At 70.2% G+C, this 22,587-nt stretch carries 20 protein-coding genes; 7 read left to right on the top strand and 13 right to left on the bottom strand.

What is annotated here, in order from left to right; genetic code table 11:
* Positions 1 to 67: 67 nt before the first annotated feature.
* Positions 68 to 976, bottom strand: a complete 909-nt coding sequence (locus ACQEVY_RS31600) for a GlxA family transcriptional regulator (RefSeq protein WP_432952769.1) — start codon at positions 974 to 976, stop codon at positions 68 to 70.
* A 10-nt stretch (positions 977 to 986) separates the two neighbouring features.
* Entirely contained in the window at positions 987 to 1,586 is a 600-nt protein-coding gene (locus ACQEVY_RS31605; RefSeq protein ID WP_432952770.1) for a cysteine hydrolase family protein, read from the bottom strand.
* Between the two features lie 293 nt (positions 1,587 to 1,879).
* Here ACQEVY_RS31605 and ACQEVY_RS31610 point away from each other — a divergent pair, with 293 nt between their 5' ends.
* The 5 genes from ACQEVY_RS31610 (at position 1,880) to ACQEVY_RS31630 (ending at position 6,792) form a co-directional block, all read left to right on the top strand.
* A complete protein-coding gene (locus ACQEVY_RS31610) occupies positions 1,880 to 3,010 on the top strand; it encodes a hypothetical protein (protein WP_432952772.1) in 1,131 nt (376 codons plus the stop codon).
* Positions 3,011 to 3,126: 116 nt separating this feature from the next.
* A complete protein-coding gene (locus tag ACQEVY_RS31615; protein ID WP_432952773.1) occupies positions 3,127 to 3,507 on the top strand; it encodes a histidine triad nucleotide-binding protein in 381 nt (126 codons plus the stop codon).
* Positions 3,508 to 3,523: 16 nt separating this feature from the next.
* Positions 3,524 to 4,429 carry a ribonuclease Z gene (locus ACQEVY_RS31620; protein ID WP_432952774.1) on the top strand — a complete coding sequence of 302 codons (906 nt, stop codon included), beginning with the start codon at positions 3,524 to 3,526 and terminating at the stop codon, positions 4,427 to 4,429.
* 20 nt (positions 4,430 to 4,449) lie between these two features.
* Positions 4,450 to 5,442 (top strand): adenosine deaminase, encoded by a 993-nt coding sequence (locus ACQEVY_RS31625; protein ID WP_432952775.1) that lies wholly within the window; start codon positions 4,450 to 4,452, stop codon positions 5,440 to 5,442.
* Positions 5,443 to 5,679: 237 nt separating this feature from the next.
* Positions 5,680 to 6,792 (top strand): carbohydrate kinase family protein, encoded by a 1,113-nt coding sequence (locus tag ACQEVY_RS31630; protein WP_432952776.1) that lies wholly within the window; start codon positions 5,680 to 5,682, stop codon positions 6,790 to 6,792.
* Positions 6,793 to 6,867: 75 nt separating this feature from the next.
* Here the strand turns inward: ACQEVY_RS31630 and ACQEVY_RS31635 are convergent, their stop codons facing one another.
* From ACQEVY_RS31635 to era, 7 genes are all read right to left on the bottom strand, one after another.
* On the bottom strand, positions 6,868 to 7,215 hold the full coding sequence (locus tag ACQEVY_RS31635) for a cytidine deaminase (RefSeq protein ID WP_328771666.1): 348 nt from the start codon (positions 7,213 to 7,215) through the stop codon (positions 6,868 to 6,870).
* Between the two features lie 33 nt (positions 7,216 to 7,248).
* On the bottom strand, positions 7,249 to 11,889 hold the full coding sequence (locus ACQEVY_RS31640; RefSeq protein WP_432952777.1) for an HAD-IC family P-type ATPase: 4,641 nt from the start codon (positions 11,887 to 11,889) through the stop codon (positions 7,249 to 7,251).
* A gap of 107 nt (positions 11,890 to 11,996) precedes the next feature.
* The gene (locus tag ACQEVY_RS31645) at positions 11,997 to 12,356 is read right to left on the bottom strand and encodes an MmcQ/YjbR family DNA-binding protein (RefSeq protein ID WP_432952778.1); all 360 of its coding nucleotides are present in this window, start codon (positions 12,354 to 12,356) and stop codon (positions 11,997 to 11,999) included.
* A complete protein-coding gene (locus ACQEVY_RS31650; protein WP_432952779.1) occupies positions 12,353 to 13,660 on the bottom strand; it encodes a hemolysin family protein in 1,308 nt (435 codons plus the stop codon). The genes ACQEVY_RS31645 and ACQEVY_RS31650 overlap by 4 nt, the downstream gene beginning before the upstream one ends.
* On the bottom strand, positions 13,657 to 14,154 hold the full coding sequence (ybeY, locus tag ACQEVY_RS31655) for an rRNA maturation RNase YbeY (RefSeq protein WP_432952780.1): 498 nt from the start codon (positions 14,152 to 14,154) through the stop codon (positions 13,657 to 13,659). The genes ACQEVY_RS31650 and ybeY overlap by 4 nt, the downstream gene beginning before the upstream one ends.
* A 13-nt stretch (positions 14,155 to 14,167) precedes the next feature.
* The gene (locus tag ACQEVY_RS31660; RefSeq protein WP_432952781.1) at positions 14,168 to 15,220 is read right to left on the bottom strand and encodes a PhoH family protein; all 1,053 of its coding nucleotides are present in this window, start codon (positions 15,218 to 15,220) and stop codon (positions 14,168 to 14,170) included.
* Between the two features lie 168 nt (positions 15,221 to 15,388).
* A complete protein-coding gene (gene era / locus ACQEVY_RS31665; protein WP_432952782.1) occupies positions 15,389 to 16,357 on the bottom strand; it encodes a GTPase Era in 969 nt (322 codons plus the stop codon).
* 106 nt (positions 16,358 to 16,463) lie between these two features.
* On the opposite strand from era, the gene ACQEVY_RS31670 reads away from it, so the two are divergent.
* Positions 16,464 to 16,802 (top strand): P-II family nitrogen regulator, encoded by a 339-nt coding sequence (locus ACQEVY_RS31670; RefSeq protein WP_165341890.1) that lies wholly within the window; start codon positions 16,464 to 16,466, stop codon positions 16,800 to 16,802.
* 102 nt (positions 16,803 to 16,904) lie between these two features.
* On the opposite strand, the gene ACQEVY_RS31675 is transcribed toward ACQEVY_RS31670, so the two are convergent.
* From ACQEVY_RS31675 to ACQEVY_RS31690, 4 genes are all read right to left on the bottom strand, one after another.
* Entirely contained in the window at positions 16,905 to 17,381 is a 477-nt protein-coding gene (locus tag ACQEVY_RS31675; RefSeq protein WP_432952783.1) for a hypothetical protein, read from the bottom strand.
* A 232-nt stretch (positions 17,382 to 17,613) separates the two neighbouring features.
* A complete protein-coding gene (locus ACQEVY_RS31680) occupies positions 17,614 to 18,951 on the bottom strand; it encodes a GH1 family beta-glucosidase (RefSeq protein ID WP_432952784.1) in 1,338 nt (445 codons plus the stop codon).
* Between the two features lie 57 nt (positions 18,952 to 19,008).
* Positions 19,009 to 19,275 (bottom strand): protealysin inhibitor emfourin, encoded by a 267-nt coding sequence (locus ACQEVY_RS31685; protein ID WP_432952785.1) that lies wholly within the window; start codon positions 19,273 to 19,275, stop codon positions 19,009 to 19,011.
* Positions 19,276 to 19,339: 64 nt separating this feature from the next.
* Positions 19,340 to 20,410, bottom strand: coding sequence for a M4 family metallopeptidase (locus tag ACQEVY_RS31690; RefSeq protein WP_432952786.1), 1,071 nt, complete (start codon positions 20,408 to 20,410; stop codon positions 19,340 to 19,342).
* A 421-nt stretch (positions 20,411 to 20,831) separates the two neighbouring features.
* On the opposite strand from ACQEVY_RS31690, the gene leuA reads away from it, so the two are divergent.
* The gene (gene leuA, locus ACQEVY_RS31695; RefSeq protein WP_432952787.1) at positions 20,832 to 22,571 is read left to right on the top strand and encodes a 2-isopropylmalate synthase; all 1,740 of its coding nucleotides are present in this window, start codon (positions 20,832 to 20,834) and stop codon (positions 22,569 to 22,571) included.
* The last annotated feature ends 16 nt before the right edge of the window (positions 22,572 to 22,587 follow it).

Consider the following 22,587-nt stretch of genomic DNA (forward strand, 5'->3'; position numbering starts at 1 on the left):
GCGGCAGAGTGCCACTACGGCGGGGGCTGCGGTAGACCGCATGCGGCCACGCTGTACCCGTACCTACTCAGGCCGTGCGGGCGCGCAGCCGCCGCAGCATGCGTGCGTCCTCGAAGCCGACCGAGCGGGCGGCGGCGTCGATCGTCGTGCCGTGGCTGATGAGGTGTTGGGCGCGTTCGAGGCGGAGGGTTTGTTGGTAGCGGAGGGGAGTGAGGCCGGTGGCGCGGGTGAAGAGGCGCGTGAGGGTGCGTTCGCTGACGCCTACCGCCGACGCCAGGGTGGCTAGCGGGAGTGGCTGGTCGAAGTGGGCGTCGATGAGGTCCTGGGCTCGGTGGACGGTGTCGTCGAGGTGGGAGCGGTGGCGGAGCATTGCGCTGGACTGCGGCTCGTGGCCGTTGCGGCGGGCGTAGACGACCATGTTCCGGGCCACTTGGGCGGCGGCGGCCGGGCCGTGCCGGGTCGCGACCAGGTGCAGGGCGAGATCGATACCGCTGGCGATGCCGGCCGAGGTGATCACCCGTTCGTCGGCGGTGAACAGGACGTCGCGGGCGACCAATGCCTTGGGGTGGCGCAGGGCCAGCTCGTCCTGCACGTCGTGGTGGGTGGTGCAGCGGCGGCCGTCGAGCAGGCCGGCCCGGCCGAGCGCGTCGGCTCCGGCGCAGACGCTGGCCACGGTCCCGCCCTTGGCGTGGTGGTCCCGGAGGACCTGGAGGGAGGCGGCCCCGATGGCGGGAGCGTCGGCCAGGGTGACGCACCGCCAGCCGGGCACCACGATCAGGTCCTCGGGACCGAGTTCGGGCCAGTCCAGCCCGGCCACCAGCGGCAGCCCCTGGGCGGTGGGGACCTGGGGCTGCTCGGCGACGTAGGTGAGCGTGTAGGGGTGCCCGAAGTTGGCGGCCGTGGAGAAGACCTGCGCGGGACCGGCCAGGTCCAGCAAGTGGACTCCGGGCACCAGGAAGAAGACGACGTGGCTCACGATTCGGTCATCATGCCTGAGGTCCTGCCGCTGCCTCCAGCTGCTCGACCGTCGCGATGGTGGCGAAGCGTCCGGAGAGGGCGTACTCGGTGCGCCGGATGATCTCTTCGGCAGACAGCGTGCGGGGGTCGGCCAGCAGCTCGGCGACGCTCTGGCCGGCGGGAGCGTCGCGGTGCGGGATGGGGTTGGTCGCGGTCGCGTCGGTGACGAAGGTGACCTGGTAGCCGAGGTCGGAGGCGAGGCGGGTGGTGGTCTCCACGCACTGCTCGGTGCGGATGCCGCAGACGATGAGTTCGCTGATGCCGCGCTCGGTGAGGAGTTGCTGCAGGTTGGTGGTGGTGAAGGCGTTGTGCGAGGTCTTGTGGAGCAGCGGCTCCCCGTCCGCTCGCTCCAGCTCCTCCATCAGCCGGACATGGCCGAGGGCCGGGTCGAAGACATCGCCGGAGCCGGGAGCGGTGTGCAGCACCCACACCACCAGGTCCCCGGCCTGCCGGGCGAGCCGAACCAGGCGGTTCACCTGGTCGGCGATCTTCGGCTCGGAGATGGTCGCCCACAGCGGACGGGCACGGAAGGATTCCTGGACATCGATGACGATCAGTGCTCGGGTCATGTCCCGAGTCTCGGTCGCGCCGCCGGAGCGGCGACAGGCCGCATCGGGTCCAGGAGCGGACCGATCTGGTCATCGGTGGTCAGGTGGGTGAGCAACCACATCAAGGGACGTCGAGAGCACCGGAACGCTGCCTCTCCCAGTGGGTGACGAGTCTTGGCATAAGGTGCGCTCGAGTTGATGTTCGGATCGTTCGTCCATAGTGATCAAAGGGCCGATCAATCATGCCGTTCACGGTGTCGCAGGCGGTGATACGCCGAACCGAACGTTGGCTTGTCCGGCGAGGTGCACCCACGATGATCGAGGGGTACGGCTTCGTCGATCACGCGCTCCCTCGCATGCTGCCGTCGCTGGCCTTCGTGGCGCTGGCCAGCCTGGCCTGGCTCGTCCCGCTCAGATCCGCGGGCTCGCACGGGTGGCTCCTCCTCGGTGGCGTCGCCGTGATGACGCTGGCCGCGTGGGGCACAAGTACGGTTTTCGTCCAGCGGCTTCCCCGTTTCTCACGCAGGACCGCCATCGCGATCCTCGCCGCGTACGCCACGATGCCCGTCGCAGTACCTCTGTTGCAGCTCGCCGTCGACGGAGCCGTCACACCGCCGGGCGGCAGCGTGGTCGGGCTGCTGGGTTTCGTGATCTTCTTCGCCGCCGCCTTCGTCGCCACACTTCTGGCCACCACGTACGGTCTCGGCACGCTGCTACGTCGGGCGGTCCGCCACTCGGTCTTCGACCTGCGCAACAGCGTGCACCTGCTGGGCCGGGCGCTGCCCGCGCTGCTCTTCGTCACGCTCTTCCTGTTCTTCACCGGCGAGTTGTGGCAGGCCATGAACCGGCTGGCGTGGTGGCGGGTCGGGCTCGTCGTCGTGCTGTTCGCCGCGATCACCGTGCTTGCCGCCGCCGCCCGACTGCGCGACGAGATCGGCCGGGTCGAGCAGGACCTCAGCCGGCCCACGCTCGCGGCGGCGTGCCGAGGTACTCCCTTGGCCGGTGTGCCGGTCGAGCAGCTGGCGCCCGACGGTCAACTGCCTGCGATGCCGCTGACCCCACGGCAGGAACGCAACCTGCTGCTGATGCTGGCCAGCCGCCAGCTCGTGCAGGCGGCGGTGGTCGGCCTGGCACTGTTCACCTTCTTCCTCGCCCTGGGCGTGCTGGTGGTCACGCCCGAGACAGCGGAACAGTGGATCGGCGAAAAACCGGAGATGTCTGCACTTTTCTCCGTGATCCCCGTAGCGATGTTGCGGAACGCCACACTCTTCGCCGCGTTCGGCAGCATGTACTTCGCGGTCACTTCGATGACGGACGCGGACCATCGACAGCAGTTCTTCGCGCCGATCATCGACGAGATCGAGCACGTGCTCGCGGTGCACGCGGTGTACCTGGCCGTGCGCGAACCGGCCCCGGCCGCGCCCCAGGGCCTGGGCACGGGATGACCCACCTGTCTGCCGAGCACGAACGAGATGCTTACGGCCGGGCCACACACTCCTGCCCGCCCCCACCGCTCGCTACGATGCCGACGTAACGATCATCCAGCGTGAGGAGGCCGCGCATGGCACAGGAGCCAGAGGGGCGCCAAGAGGGCGGCGCACCGCAAGACGACTGTCTGTTCTGCAAGATTGTCGCAGGGAAGGTGCCGGCGACCGTCGTGCGGGAGACCGAGACGACCGTTGCCTTCCGGGACATCAACCCGCAGGCGCCCACCCACGTTCTGGTGATCCCGAAGGCCCACTACCGGGACGCCGCCTCGCTCGCCGCCGGCGACCCCGCGGCCCTCGCCGACGTGGTGCGCGAGGCCGGGGAGGTCGCGGCCGACGAGAAGCAGGAGAGTTACCGCCTCGTCTTCAACACCGGAAGCGGTGCGGGCCAGACCGTCTGGCACGTGCACGCGCACGTCCTGGGCGGCCGCGGCATGCAGTGGCCGCCAGGCTAGGCCAGGACAACTCACCGTGTCCGTACGTGAATTGGTGGTCCTCGGCACTGCCAGCCAGGTCCCCACCCGGCACCGCAACCACAACGGCTATCTGCTGCGCTGGGACGGGGAGGGGCTGCTCTTCGACCCCGGCGAGGGCACGCAGCGGCAAATGCTGCGTGCCGGGGTCGCGGCCCATGACCTGCACCGGATCTGCGTCACCCACTTCCACGGCGACCACTCCCTCGGCCTCGCCGGAGTGATCCAGCGCATCAACCTCGACCGGGTGCCGCACGAGATCACCGCCCACTATCCGCGCTCAGGGCGGCACTTCTTCGAACGGCTGCGGTACGCCACCGCCTACCGCGAGACCGTCCAGCTCACCGAAGCACCGGTCGCCGCCGACGGCGTACTCGCGGCCTCGAAGGCGTACACCCTGGAGGCCCGCAAACTCGCCCACCCCGTCGAGTCGTACGGCTACCGGCTCGTCGAACCCGACGGGCGGCGGATGCTGCCCGAGCGGCTCGCCTCGTACGGGATCAAAGGGCCGGACGTCGGGCGGATCCAGCGGGAGGGAGTACTGGGCGACGTCGCGCTGGAGGAGGTGAGCGTGGTGCGGCGGGGGCAGCGGTTCGCGTTCGTCATGGACACCCGGCTGTGTGAGGGGGTGTACGCGCTCGCGGAGAAGGCCGACATGCTCGTCATCGAGTCGACCTTCCTCGATGCCGAAATTGAACTGGCCGTTGAGTACGGCCACTTGACGGCTGGGCAGGCGGGTGGCGTGGCTCGGGACGCGGGCGTACGGCATCTCGTGCTGACGCACTTCAGCCAGCGGTACTCCGAACCCGATGAATTCGAGCGGGAGGCGCGGGCCGCCGGGTTCGAGGGGGAGCTGACGGTGGCCCACGATCTGCTGCGGGTACCGCTTCCGAAACGCCGCTGATCCGGTCGTACGATGCCTTGATGCCTCTCCCCAAAGCCGAACTCCACGTGCACATCGAAGGCACCCTCGAACCCGAGCAGGCCCTCGCGTTCGCGGCGCGCAACGGCGTCGAGCTGCCGTACGCCGATACGGAGGAGCTCCGCAAGGCGTACCAGTTCAGCGACCTCCAGTCCTTCCTGAATCTCTACTACGAGCTGATGGCCGGGCTCCGGACCGAGCGGGACTTCGAGGAGCTTGCCGACGCCTATCTCGCGCGCGCCGCGGCGCAGGGAGTGCGGCACGCGGAGATCTTCTTCGATCCGCAGGCGCACCTCGCGCGCGGCGTCGACATGGGGACGGTGGTGGAGGGGCTCTGGCGGGCCCTCGGCCGGAGCGAGGCCGTGCACGGCGTCTCCAGCCAGTTGATCATGTGCTTCCTGCGGGACGAGTCCGCCGAGTCCGCGATGGAGACCCTGGACGCCGCCAGGCCGTATCTCGACCGGATCACCGGCGTCGGCCTCGACTCCGCCGAGGTCGGGCATCCGCCGGGGAAGTTCCGCGAGGTGTACGAGGCTGCCGGCGCCCTCGGGCTGCGACGGGTGGCCCACGCGGGGGAGGAAGGGCCGCCCGCGTACATCACCGAGGCCCTCGACGTGCTCGGCGCCGAACGGATCGACCACGGGCTGAGCTGCATGAAGGAACCGGCGCTGGTCGAACGGCTCGTACGGGAGCGGGTGCCGCTGACGGTCTGCCCCCTGTCGAACGTACGACTGCGGGCCGTCGACACCCTGGCCGAGCACCCGCTGCCCGCGATGCTCGACGCCGGGCTGCTGTGCACCGTCAACTCCGACGATCCCGCGTACTTCGGCGGCTACGTCGGCGACAACTTCGACGCCCTGCACGAGACGTTGGGGCTCTCGCAGGAGCGGTTGCGGGAACTGGCGCGGAACTCGTTCCTCGCGGCGTTCCTGGAACACGACGAGGAGCGGCGGCGGAGGTACCTCGCCGAGGTGGAGGCGTACGTCTTCGAGTAGGTGAGCGGAGGGGCGCGCGATACGGGCGCAGGTGCGCCTCCGAAAGCTGGCACGCCGGGCGCACCCGGCAGTCCGCTGCGGTTCCGCGCCCGGCAAGGGGCGCGAGGAACTGCGCGATCAGCCACGACGGATCCGCAGTTTCGAACCGGCCTTCCAGCGGAGCGCTCGGCCCGCAGGGCGGCTGTCAGTGGTGTGGTGCACACTGACTGGAAATCGCACCACCCAGGGGAGCGCACCGTGACCACGCCCCACGGAGAGGGCCCGTACCACTGCCACGCCCACGTCGATCCGCTCGCCGGGCTGCGCACACCCGGCGACCCGCCCTGGGACGTCTACCTCACGGGCACCGTCTTCCTCGACATCATCTTCACCGGGCTCGACTCCGCCCCCGTACGCGGCACCGAGTCCTGGGCGCGCGGCATGGGCTCGAGTCCCGGAGGCGTCGCCAACATGGCGACCGCGCTGGCCCGCCTCGGCCTGAAGACCTCCCTGGCGGCTGCCTTCGGGGACGACCACTACGGGGAGTATTGCTGGGACGCTCTGGAACAGGGCGAGCACATCGACCTGTCCACGTCCCGTACGGTGCCCCACTGGCACTCCCCGGTCACCGTCTCCATGGCGTACGAGGGTGAGCGGACCATGGTCAGCCACGGCCACGAACCGCCCCCGGAGGAGCCCGCGCCCGACTGCCCCCCACGCGCGCGTGCCGCCATCGCCTCCCTGACGCCCGGCACCCGCGCGCCCTGGATCGCGCAGGCCGCACGCAAGGGAGCCAGGATCTTCGCCGACGTCGGCTGGGACGACACCGGCCGCTGGGACCTCGCCGCCCTCCCCGACCTGGAGCACTGCGAGGCCTTCCTCCCGAACGCCGAGGAGGCCATGCGCTACACCCGCACCCGCTGCCCCCGCGAAGCCGCCCGCGCCCTCACCGACCACGTACCGCTCGCCGTCGTCACCCTCGGCGCGGAAGGCGCGTACGCCGTCGACGGACGCACCGGAGAGACCGCCGACGTTCCCGCCATCGCCGTCGAGGCCCTCGACCCCACCGGCGCCGGCGACGTCTTCGTGGCCGGCTTCGTCACCGGCACCCTGGCCGGCTGGCCGCTGGCCGACCGCCTAGCCTTCGCCGGCCTCACGGCCGCCCTCTCCGTCCAGGAGTTCGGCGGCTCTCTCTCCGCCCCCGGCTGGACCGAGATCGCCGCCTGGTGGCGCCGCGTCCAGTCGTACGACGACCAGGACCCGACCGCGCTCAGACGGTACGCCTTCCTGGAGGAACTGCTCCCGGCGGACGCCAGGCCCTGGCCACTGCGGCGGGCGGTACCGACGATCGGGTTCCGGACGTCGGCGTAGGCCGAGGGGTGTCTGGGCGCAGCCACTTCCTGGAGCCACTGGGTTCTGGGAAGTGCGCGGGATTGGGGAGCACCCTCACCCAGCCGTCGCAGACACCCGCACCACCCCGTCAACTCCCGCCAGCAACACCGGCGTTGAGGCCCCGCCAAGGTCCCGCACGGCCGCCAGGTCGCCGTCCGCCAAGGACTCCGCCTCGCTCACCACCGCCGCCGCCTCCAGCGACTTCGCGCCCGACGCCACGGCCATCGCCACGGCGGTCTGCAGGGCGCTGAGCCGCAGGGAGTCCAGGGCGACGGTGCCCGCGACGTACGTACGGCCGGTTTCGTCGCGTACGGCCGCCCCCTCGGGCACACCGTTGCGAGCCCGTGCGGAACGGGCCAGGGTGACGATCTTGCGGTCCTCGGGGTCAAGCGTGTCGGTCATGCCCTGAGCATACGAAGCCCGAGCCCGGCCACATCAGGCGCGGTGTCCCTGGCCCTGTCCCTGGCCTTGGACGACGCGGTGTCCCTGGCCTTGGACGACGGCGGGGAGAGACCTTGCCCAGGTCGCCCACGCCTCGCCGGACGGCCCGTGCTCGATGATCGCCTTTTCGAGCCGCGGCACGGCCCGTTGCCCCAGCACCGCGAGGGCTATCGCTGCGGCGACTCCGGCCCAGGCGAGCGGGCCCAGGGGGGTGCAGCCGAAGAACTGGCTGGGGCCCGGCGTCTGGATCAGCGCCACGAGGGCGACGGCGGAGCCGAGGGACGTGATGCGGACCAGCGGACTGTCGCGGCGGTCGGTGAGGGTCTGGGCGAGCTGGGTGCCGACCACGCCGCACAGGGCCATGGTCGTGGAGCGGCGCGCCGTACCCGGGGTGAAGCGGCCGATGAGCCAGGCCGTGGTCGCGCCCAGGCATGTGGTCAGGGCGCGGTGGCGGATCTGGCGGATCAGTGGCGCGCCGAGGAGCGAGGTGCCGAGCGGCTCGGTGCCCGGATCGGCCACGCCTGCCGCCTCCGCTGCCTCCCCCGCTGTCGTGCCTGCCGCCTCATGCGACTCCGTGCCGCCGTCCCCCGCTCCCGTGGCCTCCCCCTTCGGGGTCACCGCCACCGCCATCGCCGGGAACAGGTCCGTGAACAGGTTCACCAGCAGCATCTGGCGGGTGGAGAGCGGAGCCGAGCCCGAGAGCACGGAGCCGAGGATGCCGAAGCCGACCTCCCCCGCGTTGCCGCCGATCAGGATCGCGATGGCGTCGGCGACGCCGTGCCACAGCGCGCGGCCTTCGGTGACCGCCTCGATGAGGACGGTGAGGTCGTCGTCGGTGAGGACGATGTCGGCCGCGTTGCGTGCGGCCGCCGAGCCGCGGGCGCTGATGCCCACGCCGACGTCGGCGGCGCGGATGGCCGCGGCGTCGTTGGCGCCGTCGCCGACCATCCCGACCACCCGGCCCGCGTCCCGCAACGCCTCCACGACCTGGAGCTTCTGTTCGGGCGCGACGCGGGCCACCACGCTCGCGTCGCGCAGCATCCGGGACCGTGCCGACCGGTCCGCGGCGGCCAGTTCGTCGCCCGTGACCACGGTGGTGTCGTCCGGCCAGCCCAGGTCGGCGGCGATCGCCCGGGCGGTCTGCGGGTGGTCGCCGGTCAGCATGACGGGTCGTACGCCCGCCTGCCGCAGACCGTGCACGAGCGCGGTGGACGTGTCTCGCGCCACGTCCGCCAGCGCGAGCAGGCCGGTGAACTCCAGCTCGTTCAGGGGCTCTTCGAGTACGTCCGTCGCCTCCTCGCCCTCCGCCAGCGGGCGCCCGGCCACCGCCAGCACCCGCAGTCCGTCGCGGGCCAGGGACTGCGCCGCGTCGGACGCGTGGCCGGGGAGGTCGCGGCAGGCGGGCAGGACGGTTTCCGGGGCGCCCTTGACCACGAGCAGCGGTGTGCCGTCCGCGGTCCGGCCGACTGAGGCGGCGTAGCCGCGGGCGGCCTCGAACGGGCGGCCCTCGGTCTGCGTCCAGTCCGGGTCGGGACCGGCCGCGTCCAGGACGGCCTCGTCGGTGGCGTGCGCCGGGCGGGTCGAGTCGCCGTTCAGGCGGGGGCAGGCGCGCGCGGCGTCGCGCAGCGTACGCCCGGACTTCGCCTCGTCCGGGGTGTGGGCCGTGCCGTCGGCGTCCGTCACCCGCACCAGCCGTAGCCGGTTCTCGGTGAGGGTGCCGGTCTTGTCGAAGCAGATCGTGTCCATGCGGCCCAGCGCCTCCAGCGTGCGCGGGGTGCGGACGAGGACGCCGCGGCGGCTCAGCCGTCGGGCGGCGGCGAGTTGAGCCACTGTGGCCACCAGCGGCAGTCCTTCGGGGACGGCGGCCACGGCCACGGCCACACCGCCGCTCACGGCCTGGCGTATCGGCGTGCCGCGCAGCAGCGACAGGCCCGTCACGGCGGCGCCGCCCGCCAGCGTCAACGGCAGCGCCTTGCGGGTGAGTTCCTGCAGCCTGGCCTGTACGCCGCCGGCCGGCGGGGTCCGGGCGGCGAGGGAGACGGCCCGGGCGGCCTCGGTGCGGTCGCCGGTGTCCACCACGACGGCCCGGGCATGCCCGGCCACCACGGTCGTGCCCTCGAACACCATGCAGCAGCGTTCGGGCACAGGAGCTTGCGGAGTCGCGTCGGTCCGCTTGTCCGCCGGCAGCGACTCGCCGGTCAGCGCGGACTCGTCCACCTCCAGGCCGTCCTCCCACAGGAGCCGGGCGTCAGCGGGTACGACATCGTCCGCCTCGAGCTCGATCACATCGCCGGGAGCGAGCTGAGCGGCATCGACGATATGCGTCTCGCCGAACGTGTCCTGCGCTTCGGCGGACGTGACGGGTACTTCGGCGGCCTTGCCGCGTGCTTCGGCCGCTGTGCTGCGTGCCTCGGTCGCCGCGCCGCGTGCTTCAGCGGACGTGTCGTCGTAGAGGCCGCCCACCGCCCGGTCCGTCACCCGCGCCTTCTGCTTCTGCCCCGCGAGCAGCCCGGACAGTGCCCGCTCGGCCCGCAGCCGCTGTACGCCTCCGACCAGCGCGTTCAGGTCGAGCGCGCCCACGACGAGCAGGGCGTCCACGACGGAGCCGAGGATCGCCGAGGCGGCCGAGCCGACCGCCAGCACCGGGGTGAGCGGATCGTCCAGCTCGCCGCGTACGGCCCGGGCGAGCCGTAGTGACCACCGCGCCGGGGCCATTACGGGATGACGGCCGACGGCAGCGACCGCCTCACGCACCTGGTGGGTCGCCTGCTCGGCGGCACTCGCCTCGGCGTCCGGCTCATGCTCCAGCCGGGAGAGGACGTCCGCCGGTTCCAGCGCATGCCAGGCCACCCGCGGACGCGGGTGCGGGGCCCGGGTCGCCGCAACGCCGAGGGCGGCTCGCGCCCCGGACAGCAGGGCCACCGCCGCGGCGGCGTCGACCGGTGCATGCCGCAGTCCGGGCAGCAACGGCGTACGGCGTCCCCGCCCCGACTCGCCGACCGCCACCAGCAGACCCGACAGCGCCGCGCCGGACCGGGCCAGCGTCTGCGACCTGTGCCCGGTGACGCGGGCGGCCCGCACGGCGGTCAGCAGCCGCCACGCGTCGGCCAGCCCATGCAGGGCCACGACGTCCGCTCCCCACACGACCGCGCCCTCCTGGTCCGCGAGGGCGACGGCCACGTCACCGGCGAGCAGCCCGGACAGTACGTCGCTGTCGTCGGCCGACAGCAGCCGGGCGACCGTGACGACGGTGCCCTCCCCGTCCTCGTGCCCGTCGCGCAGCCCCTGCACCACCTCGCTCAACGGCCGGTCACCGCCCACGACTTGGTCTGCGAGGACGGTGAACTCGCTCAGCGAGGGATCCTCGGGATCGTCCACCACCACGACCCGCAGCCCGGCGCGCCGGGCTGCGTCCAGTACGGTCTCGACCCATGGATCCGGCCCCGCGCCCGGCCTGCGCAGCGCGCTCGGATGCAGGACCACCGTGTCAGCCATCTCCAGTTGCCGCAGCCGCTCCGGATCGCGCACCAGCACACCCGTGCGCGACAGCGCGCCGCTCAGCACGGCGTGGAAGGCGGCGGGCCCGTAGCGGGCGGCCTTGGGCGAGCCCGCGAGGACCGCTTCCGCCGCCTCCGCACCGTCGTGCTTGACCAGCAGTGTCGCCGCGGCGCCCGCCACACTGCCGGCGGAGGCATGGGCGGCGTACTCCTGAGCCGGCGAAGTCCGCAACGGCGGGCGCGGGAAGTGGTCCGCCGCCGCACTGATCCGCTCCGGCGCGCACACCTGGTCGTGCACCGAGTCGAAGGCGGCCAGACGCGCCACGGTCTCCGCCAACTGGCAGGCGCGCAGCACCCCGTCGAGCAACAGCGACGTCGGCGACTGGCCCGCGCCGTGCGCGGCCGCGTTCGCCGCGGCGAGCACCAGGTCCATCCGCGAGCGGCCGAGCCGGGCGCGCAGCAGGCCACGGAAGCGCGGGTTCTCGCGCAACAGCGTCACCACCGCGGTCACCAGCCGCGGTGAGGGCGGCAGGCGCAGGGCGCTCGCGACCAGCGCGGCTCCGGTACCCACGGCGTCGATGGCGATCGCCGCCGCTGCGGCCCGTACTCCGGCCGGGTCGCCCGGATGCGCGAACTCCTCCACCGGCTCGTCCGACGGCGTGAGTCCGTGCCGGGCCGCGAGAGCGGTCGCCTTCTCCACCACCCGATCGGTGAGCGCGTCCTCGGTGGCCGTCACCACCAACCGAGCCAGCCCGCCGTCCCAGTACGCGAACGCCACATCCGGGTGCTCCGCCAGCGCGGCGGCCACCCGCCGCGCCCGGTGCTCCGTCCCGTCCTCCCGCCGCACCCGTTCCGGCCCTTCCGGCCCTTCCGGCCCTTCCGGCGCGGACGGCCGCAACGCGAGATGCGCCCGCGTACCGGACCGCCAATGCGGCGAACCACCGGGCAGTGCGTTACGGGCGACCCGCCCGACCCGCACCGCGGAGTCCACGCTCCGCACCCCGGCCCGCGCCGTCCCCGCCACCGCCGCCGCGGCCACGCCCACCGCGGGCGCGACCGCCCGCGCGAGCAGCCGCGGCCCCGCCAGCGCAAAACCGCCGGCCGAAGGAGACGTCGTCAACAGCAGTCCCAGACCCATCGCACGGCTCCACCTCTCGTGACGGCGCCTCCCGTAACAGCGCCTTACTGCGCCGTCCGAGTGCCCGCAACACGAGTGGTCATCCAGGCGAGGTCTTCAGGAGATCTTCAGGGCCGGTCCAGCCGCAGCCGCTCGGCGCGCGGCAGACCGGCCACCACCAGGTCGTACGAGTCCTCGATCAGCTCCCGTACGAGCCGGTCCGGCAGCTTCCCGTCCACCGTGACGGTGTTCCAGTGCCGCTTGTTCATATGCCAGCCGGGGATGATCAGCCCGGGGTACTCGTCCCGCAGCCGAACCGCGTCCTCCGGGTCGCACTTGAGGTTCACGGTGAGAGGGCGGGAGTCCAGGTGCGTCAGCGCGAACAGCTTGCCCAGCACCTTGAAGACGGAAATCTCCGGGCTGAACGGGAAGTCCTCCACCGCCGCGTTGAACGACAGGCAGAACGCGCGCAGTTCCTGAGGAGTCACTCCGGCTTCTTCTCCTCCTCCGGCGGATCCGCCGGACCCATCGGCTCCACCAGCACCGTCACGATCTTGTTCCGCCGGCCCGCCGCGGTCTCCGCTGTGAGCCGCAGCTCGCGCTCGTCCGGCAGCGCCACCACCGACGAAGCACCCGCGATCGGCACCCGCCCCAGTGCCTTGGCCAGCAGCCCGCCCACCGTCTCGACATCCTCGTCGTCGTACGCCTCGAAGCCGTACAACTCACCGAGGTCCCCGATGTCCAGGCGGGCCGTCACGCGGTAACGGTCGTCGCCCAGGTCCTCGACCGGCGGCAGTTCACGGTCGTACTCGTCCGTGATCTCGCCGACGATCTCCTCCAGGATGTCCTCGATGGTGACGATGCCGGCCGTGCCGCCGTACTCGTCGATGACGACCGCGACGTGATTGCGGTGCTGCTGCATCTCGCGCAGCAGATCGCCCGCGTTCTTGGTGTCGGGCACGAAGGCCGCGGGCCGCATCGCCGTCGACACCAGCTCGCTCTCCGCATCCCGGTTGATGTGCGTCTTACGGGCCAGGTCCTTCAGATACACGATCCCCACGATGTCGTCATCGCTCTCCCCTGTGACGGGGATCCGCGAGAAACCCGACCGCAGGGCGAGGGTCAGCGCTTGCCGGATCGTCTTGTAGCGCTCGATGACGATCAGGTCCGTACGGGGCACCATCACCTCGCGTACGAGGGTGTCGCCCAACTCGAAGACCGAGTGCACCATCCGGCGCTCCTCGTCCTCGATCAGCGACTCCTTCTCGGCGAGGTCCACCAGGGCTCGCAGCTCGGCCTCGGAGGCGAACGGGCCGCGGCGGAAGCCCTTGCCGGGAGTCAGCGCGTTGCCGATGAGGATCAGCAGCGGCGGGATCGGCCCCATGATGCGGGCGAGGGGCAGCAGGACATACGCCGCCGCCGTCGCCGTGTTCAGCGGATGCTGGCGGCCGATCGTGCGCGGCGAGACACCCACCGCGACATACGAGACGAGGACCATCACGCCGATCGCGATCGACAGCGCCTCCCACGTCTCGTCGAACGCCTGCAGGCAGGCGTACGTGACGAGCGCGGCGGACGCCATCTCGCAGGCGACGCGCACGAGCAGCGCGACGTTCAGATAGCGGGTCGGGTCCGCGGCGACCTGGGCCAGCTTGGCGCTGCCGCGGCGACCGGACCGTACGGCCTCCTCCGCGCGGAAACTGGAGACGCGCGCCAGGCCCGCCTCCGCGCAGGCGGCGAGCCAGGCCACGATGACCAGCGCTATCGCGCCGAGAACGATCTGAGGATTCATGACACGGTCGGGGCCGGGGAGGGACCGGTCAGGCCCTTCTCCGCACGCCAGCCGTCCACGATGGCGGCCTGCAGACCGAACATCTCGGTCTTCTCGTTCGGCTGCTCATGGTCGTAACCGAGCAGATGCAGCACCCCATGCACCGTGAGCAGCTGAAGCTCCTCGTCCATGGAATGCTGCGTCGCCGCCTCCTTGCCCTGCCGCTCGGCGACCTCGGGGCAGAGCACGATGTCACCGAGCAGCCCCTGCGGCGGCTCGTCGTCGCCCTTCGACGGCGGACGCAACTCGTCCATCGGGAACGACATCACATCCGTCGGTCCCGGCAGCTCCATCCACTGAATGTGGAGCTGCTCCATGGCATCGGCGTCCACGACGATCACCGAGAGCTCGGAGAGCGGGTGGATACGCATCCGCGCGAGCGCGTAACGGGCGATGTCGAGGATCGCCTGCTCGTCGACCTCGGTTCCGGACTCGTTGTTGACGTCGATCGACATGATCGGGCTTGGTCTACTTCCGTTTGTCACGGCCCTTGTGGGAGCCGTTCTGCGTGCCGTTCTCGCTGTCGTACTTCTCGTACGCGTCGACGATACGGCCGACCAGCTTGTGCCGTACGACATCCTGCGACGACAGCCGCGAGAAGTGGACGTCGTCGAGTCCCTCCAGGATGTCCTGGACCTGACGCAGACCGGACTTGGTGCCCGCCGGGAGGTCGACCTGCGTGACATCACCGGTGATCACGATCTTCGAGTCGAACCCGAGCCGGGTGAGGAACATCTTCATCTGCTCGGCGCTCGTGTTCTGAGCCTCGTCCAGGATGATGAAGGCGTCATTCAAGGTGCGACCACGCATGTATGCGAGCGGCGCGACCTCTATCGTCCCCGCCGCCATCAGCCGCGGAATCGAGTCCGGGTCGAGCATGTCGTGCAGGGCGTCGTACAGCGGGCGCAGGTACGGGTCGATCTTCTCGTACAGCGTGCCGGGCAGGAAGCCGAGCCGCTCGCCCGCCTCTACCGCCGGGCGGGTCAGGATGATGCGGTTGACCTGCTTGGACTGGAGGGCCTGGACCGCCTTGGCCATGGCGAGGTAGGTCTTGCCGGTGCCCGCGGGGCCGATGCCGAAGACGACGGTGTGCTTGTCGATGGCGTCGACGTACCGCTTCTGGTTGAGGGTCTTGGGGCGGATCGTGCGGCCTCGGGAGGACAGGATGTTCTGGGTGAGCACCTCGGCCGGAGTCTCCTCCGGGCCGTTCCCGTCCTCACTGGCCCTCAGCATGGCGATCGAGCGTTCCACCGCGTCCTCCGTCATCGGCTGTCCGGTGCGGAGCACCAGCATCATCTCGTCGAACAGGCGCTGGACGAGGGCCACCTCGCGGGCGTCGCCGACCGCGCTGATCTCGTTGCCCCGGACGTGGATGTCGGCCGCCGGGAAGGCCTTTTCGATCACACGCAGGAGGGCGTCTCCTGAGCCCAGCACGGTCACCATGGGGTGCTTGGGCGGAACGGTGAACTGCGCTTTCGCGTTTCCCTGAACAGGGCCTTGCGCTGTGGGTGTCTCAGTCATGGGCCGGCTCGTAGGCCTTGCTCGTCCTCCTCGACAGGGTCCGCAGCCAGATGACTGCCTTTGCACTGCCCAGGGTACGTCGGAGCACTGACAACGCCGTAGGCGTTTTCAGTGGCCGTTACCGGAGGGGTATGGGACGGAGGAACGAGGGAGTTCGGAGCCGCGCCCTCAGAACCCCAGCTTCCGCAGCTGCCTCGGATCCCGCTGCCAGTCCTTCGCGACCTTCACATGAAGGTCCAGGAAGACCGGCGTGCCCAGCAGCGCCTCGATCTGCTTGCGGGACTTGATGCCGACTTCCTTCAGGCGTTTGCCCTTCGGGCCGATGATGATGCCCTTCTGGCTGGGGCGCTCGATGTAGACGAAGGCGTGGATGTCGAGGAGGGGGCGGTCGGCGGGGCGGTCCTCGCGCGGCAGCATCTCCTCCACCACGACCGCGATGGAGTGGGGGAGCTCGTCGCGTACGCCCTCCAGGGCGGCCTCGCGGATCAGCTCGGCCACCATCACCTGCTCGGGCTCGTCCGTGAGGTCGCCCTCGGGGTAGAGGGCCGGGCCCTCCGGGAGGAGCGGGACGAGGAGGTCGGCAAGCAGGTCAACCTGCTTGCCGGAGACCGCCGACACCGGCACGATCTCCGCCCACTCGAAGCCGAGCTCCTTGCCGAGCTGGTCGATGGCGATGAGCTGCTCGGCGAGCGCCTTGCCCTCCACCAAGTCGGTCTTCGTCACGATCGCGATCTTCGGCGTCTTCTTGATGGACGCCAGTTCCTTGGCGATGAAACGGTCGCCCGGCCCCAGCTTCTCGTTCGCCGGCAGACAGAAACCGATCACGTCGACCTCGGCCCAGGTGGTCCGTACGACATCGTTGAGCCGCTCGCCGAGCAGCGTGCGCGGCTTGTGCAGACCGGGGGTGTCCACCAGGATCAGCTGCGCGTCGGGCCGGTGCACGATGCCCCGTACCGTGTGCCGCGTGGTCTGCGGCTGGTTCGCGGTGATCGCCACCTTCTGGCCGACCAGAGCGTTCGTGAGGGTGGACTTGCCCGCGTTCGGGCGGCCCACGAAGCAGGCGAAGCCCGCGCGATGGATGGCCCCGGAAGACTCCGGCGGCTCGGATGACTGGGTACGAACGCTCATGGCGCCCATTGTCCCTGATCATCGGAGTCCCGCCGCACGTGTTCACGTCCGTACGTCCGCACCTTCACGTACGGGCCTTACGGTGCACGCCGCGCCCCCTTACGATCACGGGTTCATGAAGCTCATCATCGCGATCATCAAGCCGTACCGCCTCGACGAGGTCAAGAACGCGCTCCAGGAGGCGGGCGTCCACGGCCTGACCGTCACGGAGGCCAGCGGTTACGGGCGGCAGCGCGGGCACACCGAGGTGTACCGCGGGGCGGAGTACCAGGTCGACCTGGTCCCCAAGGTCCGTATCGAGGTCGTCGTCGACGACGCGGACGCCGATGCCGTCACCGACGCGATCGTCCAGGCGGCGCGGACGGGGAAGATCGGCGACGGCAAGGTGTGGGCGCTGCCGGTGGAGACGGTGGTGCGGGTACGGACGGGGGAGCGCGGCCCGGACGCGCTCTGAGCCGTCGCGCCGGCTGATCGGTGCCGTCTGCGCGCCGACGGCACCGATCGTTACGTACGGATCATTGCATGCGGATCATTCCGTACGGAGCTTGCTGCGGGCCTACTCGAACACGAACGGGCCCGGCGACTGCGGTGCCTGGGCGGTGCACGTGATGTTGATCCCGATGACCGTCAGGTTCAGGGAGCCGCCGAACGTCTCAAGGCTGTCCCCGGCGGCGACCGTGCCGGTCAGGGGCCCGACGGTGACCCCCTCACCGGCGGCTATCGCGGGGTTCTCGGTGCCGGAGAACGTGGTGGTGCCGCCGCTCGCCTTCACCATGGTGAGCGAGGCCTGGATGGAGTCCTCGCCGAGGGCGATCGGCGAGGTGATGGCGGTGGAGCTGACCGTGATGGTGGCGGAGGTGCCGTCCTGCGTGGCGGTGAGGGTGGCCTCGCCGCCGCCGAGGAGGCTGCATTCCGCGTTGATGGTCGCCGACTGCGGGACCACCGCGGCGGCGCTGGGGGCCAGGACGAAGCCGGTCATTGCGAGGGTGCCGGCCGCGACGGCCGCTCCGATTCCGATCCGCTTGCGTCTCATGAATTCCCTTTCCTTGGTGGGGAGTTGCCATGTGGGAACGGTTGACGGACCGCCCACGGGTGGGGGCGCGAAAGTGCCGCGCGGGTCAGACCTGACGGTCCGTCAAAAGAGAGAGTCGAGGTCTATTGAGGCCTGAGTGGCGCCTGTTGGCAAGAGATGCGGAAGTGATTCTTCTAATGGTTGGAGGAAGTGGCCGAAGGCGGCTGACGGTTGCCCGAAAACCGGCTCCGTCTCAGGGGTGTTGGGCGCGCAGTACGTCCCGCAGCCAGCCGTACGACGCCTTCGGTGTCCGCTTCAGCGTCTCGTAGTCGACGTGGACCAGGCCGAAGCGCCTGGCGTAGCCCTCCGCCCACTCGAAGTTGTCCAGCAGCGACCACACGAAGTACCCGCGTACGTCGACGCCCGCCTCCAACGCCCGGTGCAGCGCCCGGAGATGGCCGTCCAGGAACGCGATCCGCTTCTGGTCGTCGATGCCTTCGTACGAGCAGCCGTTCTCGGTGATGACGATCGGCGGGAGGCGGTCGCCGTAGCGGTCGCGGAAGCTCGTCAGCAGCTCGGTGAGTGCTTCCGGGATCACGGGCCAGCCGAAGTCGGTGACGGGGTGGCCCTCGATCTCCCTTACGGAGAAGGGGAGTTCGGCCGGAAGCGTGAAGCCGCCGAACTCGATGTCGGCGCCCTGGGGTGCGCCCACGCTGGTCGGTGCGTAGTAGTTGATCCCGTACCAGTCGAGCGGTTCGGCGATCACCTTCAGGTCGGCTTCGACGTCCCCGGGCATCAACTCGCCCAGTCCTTCCGGGTATTGGCCCAGGAGGATCGGGTCCGCGAACAGCCGGTTCAGCAGCACGTCGTAGAAGCCGGCCGCTTCGACGTCGGCTTCCTCGTCGGTCGCCGGCCAGGTCGGGCCGTGCGAGTTGGCGATCCCGATGTCCGTGACTCCGGCCGCGCGCAGGGCTCGTACGGCCAGACCGTGGGCCAGCAGCTGATGGTGGGCGACGGGGAGGGCGTCGAACATCAGCTGCTTGCCGGGGGCGTGGGTGCCGAGGGCGTGACCCAACAGGGTGTGTTCGGCGGGCTCGTTGAGGGTGATCCACTTGCTGACCCGGTCGCCGAGGCGTTCGGCGACGAGAGCCGCGTACTCGGCGAAACGCTCGGCGGTCTCGCGGCGTAGCCAGCCGCCCTCCGTTTCCACAGAGAGCGGTAGGTCCCAGTGGAAGAGGGTCGGAACGGGGCGTACGCCCGCTGCCGACAGCTCGTCCACCAGGCGGTCGTAGAAGTCGAGGCCGCCGGAGGACTGGACGCGGGGCCAGGAGATGGAGAAGCGGTACGCTCCCACGCCGAGGTCGCGCAGGAGGGCCACGTCTTCGGGGTAGCGGTGGTAGTGGTCGCAGGCCACGGTCGCGGTGGTGTTGTCCTTCACCCGGCCTGGTTCGGCGGTGAAGGCGTCCCAGACGGAGGGCTCGCGCTGGTCCGCGGCGCCTTCGATCTGGTGGGCCGAGGTGGATACGCCCCAGAGGAAGTCGGCCGGGAACTGAGGAATGGGGTTCGTTCCGCCGCGCGCGTCAGTCGCCATGCACGGATCATCCTTACCGGCGGTAACGGAAGTCAACAGTCCAGTGAGAACTGGCCGTTACGTCCCCTCTTTCAGCACCCTTGAGATCAGCTTTCGTTGCTCCTCCGTCAAGCGCGGATCCGAGCAGTACACCGTCTTTTCGTCGACGGTGATCTGGTAGCTGAAGCCGTCGGGGACGCCGATCGGGGGTGTCTGGCGGGCTGCGGCGACCGCCTGTTTGGCCAGGTCGTGCCACTCCTGGGCATCGGCCCGTCCCGCCGTCTCCACCGAGGCGTGACGGTCGATGCCCGCGAATCCGCCCGTGCGCTTCACCTGGATACGCATGGTTCCTGTCTAGTACGAAAGCGTCCGGCGGGCCACTCCTGGGCCGCGGCCGCACACCTCGCGCTCAGGCCGTGGGCACCCCGACCTGCTCCCACGCCTTCGTGACGGCCTGGAGTTCCTCGCCCTCGCCGTACGCGGTGCGGGCCTGCGCGATGGTCAGGTTCGCGAAGTCGGTGAAGTTCGCCTCGGAGTCCAGCTCGCCGCCGGTCAGCACGTCGTACCAGATCTGACCCGCACGCTCCCAGGCGTTGCCGCCGAGGGCGGTCGCGGCGAGGTAGAAGGCGCGGTTGGGGATGCCGGAGTTGATGTGGACGCCGCCGTTGTCGCGGCCCGTCTGGACGTAGTCGTCCATCGTCGCCGGCTGCGGGTCCTTGCCGAGGACGTCGTCGTCGTACGCGCTGCCCGGCTCCTTCATCGAGCGCAGCGCCTTGCCGGTGACGCGCGGCGCAAGCAGGCCCGCGCCGATCAGCCAGTCGGCCTCGGCGGCGGTCTGGCCGAGCGTGTACTGCTTGATCAGCGCGCCGAACACGTCCGACATCGACTCGTTCAGGGCGCCCGGCTGGCCGAAGTAGGTGAGGTTCGCGGTGTACTGCGTGACGCCGTGGGCGAGTTCATGGCCGATGACGTCGACGGGGATCGTGAAGTCCAGGAAGATCTCGCCGTCACCGTCGCCGAAGACCATCTGCTCGCCGTTCCAGAACGCGTTGTTGTAGTCCTCGCCGAAGTGCACGGTCGCGCTCAGCGGCAGGCCCTCGCCGTTGATCGAGTTGCGCTCGTACGCCTTCAGGAACAGGTCGAAGGTCGCGCCCAGACCCGCGTACGCGCGGTTGACCGTGGCGTCCTTGCCGGGCTTGTCGCCCTCGCCGCGCACCTTTTTGCCGGGGAGGTCCTGCTTGTGTTTGGCGTCGTAGATGGTTCGGTTCGGCTGGTCCGCCGTGGCGCCCGCGGGCGGGGTGGCGGTGGGTGCGCCGAGGACCGTGGTCAGGCGGCGGTGGGTGCGCTCGAGGGCGTCGCGCTCCAGGGTGCGGCGCGCCGGGCCCGCGAGGGCGGGATCCTCGGACTGGGCGAGGGTGTCTAGGACGTGGGGCGGCACGATGGTGCAGAAGGTGGGCTCAAAGCCACGGGTCGCGGTCATGACCGCACCTTTGCACTGAGTGCTTTTGGTGTCACTAGGCGCAACCATGATTGGTGAAACGTGGGGATATGGGCGCCGTGGGGGTTACCCGTTGTGTTATGGCTGCGGGCCCGTCGTGGCTGGTCGCGCCCACGCGGCGGAGCCGCAAATTGATACAGCCCCGCGCCCCTAAGGGGCGCGTTGTAGTGGGCCCTTGTGACCTTGTGCACCTTTTGTGTAGTGCGTCCCCCTGGTCCCGCATACTGATACGAACCCTCGCTCGGAGCCAAGCTCCGCTAGCATGCCGAACATCATGCGTTTCGGGCTGCTTCTCCTTAGCTGCCGCGGCGAGGGCCTGTAGTCGAGGCCGACCCCCTCCCCGCGGAGTCTGGCGTTGCGCCGTCGGCCGTCCTTCCGGACACCCTTCAGGAGCCCACGCATCATGGCGAACAGCCAGAATCGTAAGAACCGGCAGCAGCCCACCTCCATGCCGATCCACAAGTACAAGCCGTACGACCAGGTCGACATCCCCGACCGCACATGGCCGGACAACCGGATCACCGTCGCCCCCCGCTGGCTCTCCACGGACCTGCGCGACGGCAACCAGGCCCTGATCGACCCCATGTCGCCCGCCCGTAAGCGCGAGATGTTCGATCTGCTGGTGAGGATGGGTTACAAGGAGATCGAGGTCGGGTTCCCCGCTTCCGGGCAGACCGACTTCGACTTCGTACGGTCGATCATCGAGGAAGAGGGCGCGATCCCCGATGACGTCACGATCTCCGTACTGACCCAGGCCCGCGAGGACCTGATCGAGCGGACCGTCGAGTCGCTGGTCGGCGCGAAGCGCGCCACCGTGCATCTGTACAACGCCACGGCGCCCGTGTTCCGCCGGGTCGTCTTCCGTGGTTCCAAGGACGACATCAAGCAGATCGCGGTCGACGGTACGCGGCTGGTGATGGAGTACGCCGAGAAGCTGCTGGACGAGCGGACGACCTTCGGCTACCAGTACAGCCCCGAGATCTTCACCGACACCGAGCTGGACTTCGCCCTGGAGGTCTGCGAGGCCGTCATGGACGTATGGCAGCCGGGCCCGGACCGCGAGATCATCCTCAACCTGCCCGCCACCGTGGAGCGTTCGACCCCCTCCACGCACGCGGACCGCTTCGAGTGGATGAGCCGCAACCTCTCCCGCCGCGAGTACGTCTGCCTGTCCGTGCACCCGCACAACGACCGCGGTACGGCGGTCGCGGCGGCCGAGCTGGCGCTGATGGCCGGCGCCGACCGCATCGAGGGCTGCCTGTTCGGGCAGGGCGAGCGGACCGGCAACGTCGACCTGGTCACCCTGGGCATGAACCTGTTCTCGCAGGGCGTCGACCCGCAGATCGACTTCTCGAACATCGACGAGGTCCGGCGCACCGCCGAGTACTGCAACCAGATGGAGGTCCACGCCCGCCACCCGTACGTCGGCGACCTCGTCTACACCTCCTTCTCCGGCTCCCACCAGGACGCCATCAAGAAGGGCTTCGACGCCATGGAGGCGTCCGCGAAGGAGCAGGGCAAGACGGTCGACGACATCGAGTGGGCGGTCCCGTATCTGCCGATCGACCCGAAGGACGTCGGCCGCTCGTACGAGGCGGTCATCCGCGTCAACTCGCAGTCCGGCAAGGGCGGGATCGCGTACGTCCTGAAGAACGACCACAAGCTGGACCTGCCGCGCCGGATGCAGATCGAGTTCTCGAAGATCATCCAGGCGAAGACGGACGCCGAGGGCGGCGAGGTCACGCCGAAGGCCATCGGGGAGATCTTCCGGGACGAGTACCTGCCTAACGCCGAGAACGCCTGGGGCCGTATCCAGCTCAAGAACGGCCAGTCCACCACCGACAAGGACGGCGTGGACACACTGACCGTCGAGGCCGCGGTGGACGGCGTCGAGACCACCCTGGTCGGCACCGGCAACGGCCCGATCTCCGCGTTCTTCCACGCACTGCAGGGCATCGGCGTCGACGCCCGGCTCCTGGACTACCAGGAGCACACGATGAGCGAGGGCGCCTCCGCGCAGGCCGCCTCGTACATCGAGGTCGCGATCGACGACAAGGTCCTGTGGGGGATCGGCATCGACGCGAATACGACACGCGCCTCGCTGAAGGCGGTCGTCTCCGCGGTCAACCGCGCGACGCGATAAGCCCGTTCACCTGCTT

The organism is Streptomyces sp. CA-288835 (assembly GCF_050936385.1).
Taxonomy (GTDB): Bacteria; Actinomycetota; Actinomycetes; order Streptomycetales; family Streptomycetaceae; genus Streptomyces.